The organism is uncultured Legionella sp., from assembly GCF_937871865.1.
Classification (GTDB): domain Bacteria; phylum Pseudomonadota; class Gammaproteobacteria; order Legionellales; family Legionellaceae; genus Legionella.
This window is the reverse complement of sequence record NZ_CALMPD010000158.1, coordinates 1-3,301: the sequence shown is the minus strand read 5'-3', so window position 1 is coordinate 3,301 and position 3,301 is coordinate 1. Positions and strand designations below refer to the sequence as shown.

Here is a 3,301-nt window from a genome sequence, read left to right as displayed (position 1 = left end):
AACAGATAGATAACAGGAATGCAAACAGAATGTAAATATATCCTATGTCAAAATAGACTAAAGCGATCGAAAGCTGAACTCGGCAGAGAGGTGGTTATATCGTTTTCATTTTTTTATAAATAAAAAAAGGAATTCGTGTCATCACTGCCATAATCAATCGCCAGAATCCTGGATAATAAAACATTCCTTTATGCTTGTTTACTGCAGACCAGCAGGCTTGGGCACAAGCTTTAGGTGGGGCTGCATAAAAAATACCAGGCAGACCAAAGGTTTGCTTGGTATCAATAAAACCAAGGCGTGCGATCGTAATGTGCTGATCCTTGGTTGCAGATTGTTGTAATCCTTGTAAATAAACCTCTACTGCTGCTTTACTCGCGCCATACAAACTGTTTTTAGCGCGTCCTCTGCAGGCCGCGACAGAACTTAAAAACAGCACATGGTGTTGCATTTGAGGGTGCTGTAAATAGGCGTGAATGAGCTGGACGGTTGCCATAATATTCACTTGTATTAGCTGCGTAATCGATTGGGCTGAAAGATGTTCATTGCCTGCGAAATCACTATGGGCGAGCAACAAATCTAACTCATGAGAATCAGATTTAAGAATCTTGTTTAATTCACTGACGGGCTTGGTCAAGTCCATAGCCATTATCTCACAAGGAACCTTAAATCTATATTCGATGTCTTTTGCAATAATCTGTAATTGTGCTTCATCTCGACCAACCAGACGGAGATGATTTCCTGCTTTTGCGGCACAATGTGCAAATTGTTCAGCAATGATGGAGCTAGCTCCTAAAATAACCCATGTTCTTGGTGTCATTCCGTTATCCTTAGTCTTTTTGCCAGTTCGGATTGCATTGGCGATTGATAGGATTTGGCAATTTGAGACAATTGCTCATGTAGTGGGTACATACTACGAAACTGTTCAGGAGTTAATAATAAGTCTTTGGCCAGATAAATACGCCCGTTAAGCTCGGTGATTAATTGATTCATTGCTATGATGGCTTTCTCGGCATTGGCATTATGAATGAAATCGATAGCTATCGTAAATCCTGGTTTACAAAATGAAAGTAATCCCACGCCAGACTGAATAAATAATTTAAGTACACTTAGAGTGGGTGTTGCCTTATTGCTCCTGATTATCTGCACGAGCTTTTCTATGGTGGAATGAGCATGTTCCTGATCAAAAACAGCCTGAAACTGAATCAATCCTTTGGGGCCATACAACCTGTTCCAGTGTCTGATTTTATCTAGAGGGTTATTAAATTGATCCAAAGCTAATTGTTCCTTTGGTTTTTTGCTTTTGAAATAGAATGAGTTAAATAATTTCATATTCCATTGCTTTATGAGCCCAAAAGGAAATTTACTCACCGTGTAAGTTGTTTTTTCTTTATAAGAACATGGCGGACAATGATTGGCAAGAGATAGAATAGCGCGGGGTTCTTGATGCAAGAGATCTAGCCAGGCTACTTGATAATTGTAATTGAGTCCGTAAGTTGACATGGTTTCAGTAAGGGCTTTAATCGAATCAAACTGTTTATTTTCCACTTGAACAAAACGCGATACATTTTTTAATTGCAATCCTGCCCGTATAATGATGCCTGTCAGGCCCAAACCACCAAGCGTTGCATAAAATAACTCATTATGTTCTTCTCGACTGCAATGATACATTTTATTCCGAATGAGTAAATCAAACCATAATACGTGATGGCCAAAGCTGCCAGCATGAGGGTTGTTTTTACCATGAACGTCATGAGCAATTCCTCCTGCGACGGTAGAATGGACTGTTCCTGGTATCACGGGGGGAATAAATTCAGGGTGATATAAAAATAAATCCTTAATTGAGGCACCTCCCTGACAGATGGCTATACCTGTCTGAGGATTAAATTCGATCAGATGGTTCAATCTGGAGGTATCGATAATAAGGCCTTCATTACATAAACTGCTGTCGCTGTAGCTGAGCCCCATGCCTCTTGCAAGTATTGAGGAGGGATTTTTATCACCAATATAATTTATGAGCTCTCGTTCATTATCAGGCCTTAAACACCAGGCTTCACTGTGATTTGCCTTGCTGAAATTAGTGAACGTCATTTTTTTTGTGCGCATCATAAATGCTCATAAAGAAATAATTTGATTGCCGAGTTTCTCATGATTTATTTATTAATGAAACCAGGTAAAAGATAATTTCACGGCTATAATTTATTGATAAATAGTTTATTTAAGGATGAACGATGAATTATTTTAGCTCTTTGTTAATTACTGTTTTTTTTATACTCATTTCATTTCTGGTCAGTGCTGCAGATCTGCCATCAGACGTTAATGGAGCACACCAATTAGATGAATTAACGTGCGTTGATGAAGCAACCCAAAATTGTATCGACGATGTGTGCTTAACTTCTGATGATACAAATTGTGAGGATAATTGCGGCGAGTTAGCTCAGAAGAAATGTCAGGAACAACAAAATGAATAAATAAAGTTAATCATTGATCTTAAAATGGATTGAAATAACCTATCATTTCTTGGGGGCTTTGATAGTATTGGATTAACTATTCAAGCATCAATTGTACGAGGTGATGGCCTATGCCAACAAATATCCCTGACTTGGTTGATCCACTGTCAATGAATAAGAAAAAAAACGAGCCCGAGGTTCCTGAACTAAAAAAAGAAAACAAGAATTTGAGGACGAAAGTAGCGCAAGTAAAAAGACCCAAGAGCCTTTAGCTGAACTTATGAATAGCTTACAGGATCGTGTTGAATGTATTAATAAAGAAGTAAATCAAGTAATTGGATTTAATGCCGCTGTTGGTTTAGTTGATGAGTTGGTGAGTAATGCCCTTAGTGGTGATAATTCAGAAGAGCTAACAAAAAGCCAGAAGTCTCCGTTTAATTTAAGTCCTATGTCTGATGCAGTGAATACGAATTCTTTGTTAGATACCCTGGACTTTGATTATGCATCCAAATTAAGAAAGGATAAGGAGCCTGAGTCTTTAGTGCTGAGATCGGAAACTCATTTAACATACTCTTGATTATTGGTATTCCAGTTTACAATAGTGGCGTGCCGTGGTTTGTCACGGCATCCATAAATAAAAATACAAGTAACCTCTCAATAAGTTTTGCCAAAATTCCTCTTTTGAATTCTTGAACAGTTTCCATTAAATTATCTTTACTCACTCTTTTTATTTATATTTTCGTCAATACATTGACAGAGCCTTTTTTATTGTGCCAAATTAGTCTTAGATGTAACTACTTAATAAATAGGATAAAACCTTCAATTGAGAGGTTAGCCTAGGGCCCACTACCATT

Annotated in this window: 5 protein-coding genes; 3 read left to right on the top strand and 2 right to left on the bottom strand. The window is 37.8% G+C overall.

Translation table 11 applies throughout. The features are described 5' to 3' along the window. Positions 1-94 precede the first annotated feature (94 nt). Entirely contained in the window at positions 95-817 is a 723-nt protein-coding gene (locus tag Q0495_RS08925; protein ID WP_298625136.1) for an SDR family oxidoreductase, read from the bottom strand. After that, on the bottom strand, positions 814-2,103 hold the full coding sequence (locus Q0495_RS08920) for an FAD-binding oxidoreductase (protein WP_298625138.1): 1,290 nt from the start codon (positions 2,101-2,103) through the stop codon (positions 814-816). The genes Q0495_RS08925 and Q0495_RS08920 overlap by 4 nt, the downstream gene beginning before the upstream one ends. Before the next feature lie 125 nt (positions 2,104-2,228). On the opposite strand from Q0495_RS08920, the gene Q0495_RS08915 reads away from it, so the two are divergent. The 3 genes from Q0495_RS08915 (at position 2,229) to Q0495_RS08905 (ending at position 3,024) form a co-directional block, all read left to right on the top strand. Further along, positions 2,229-2,468 (top strand): hypothetical protein, encoded by a 240-nt coding sequence (locus Q0495_RS08915; protein WP_298625134.1) that lies wholly within the window; start codon positions 2,229-2,231, stop codon positions 2,466-2,468. Positions 2,469-2,578: 110 nt separating this feature from the next. Beyond that, positions 2,579-2,719, top strand: coding sequence for a hypothetical protein (locus Q0495_RS08910; RefSeq protein ID WP_298625132.1), 141 nt, complete (start codon positions 2,579-2,581; stop codon positions 2,717-2,719). 8 nt (positions 2,720-2,727) lie between these two features. Further along, on the top strand, positions 2,728-3,024 hold the full coding sequence (locus Q0495_RS08905; protein WP_298625131.1) for a hypothetical protein: 297 nt from the start codon (positions 2,728-2,730) through the stop codon (positions 3,022-3,024). The last annotated feature ends 277 nt before the right edge of the window (positions 3,025-3,301 follow it).

Bases quoted from the DNA above. Each gene is read 5' to 3' on its own strand.
- Q0495_RS08925 (WP_298625136.1), bottom strand. From the start codon at position 817: ATGACACCAAGAACATGGGTTATTTTAGGAGCTAGCTCCATCATTGCT.
- Q0495_RS08920 (WP_298625138.1), bottom strand. From the start codon at position 2,103: ATGCGCACAAAAAAAATGACGTTCACTAATTTCAGCAAGGCAAATCAC.
- Q0495_RS08915 (WP_298625134.1), top strand. From the start codon at position 2,229: ATGAATTATTTTAGCTCTTTGTTAATTACTGTTTTTTTTATACTCATT.
- Q0495_RS08910 (WP_298625132.1), top strand. From the start codon at position 2,579: ATGCCAACAAATATCCCTGACTTGGTTGATCCACTGTCAATGAATAAG.
- Q0495_RS08905 (WP_298625131.1), top strand. From the start codon at position 2,728: ATGAATAGCTTACAGGATCGTGTTGAATGTATTAATAAAGAAGTAAAT.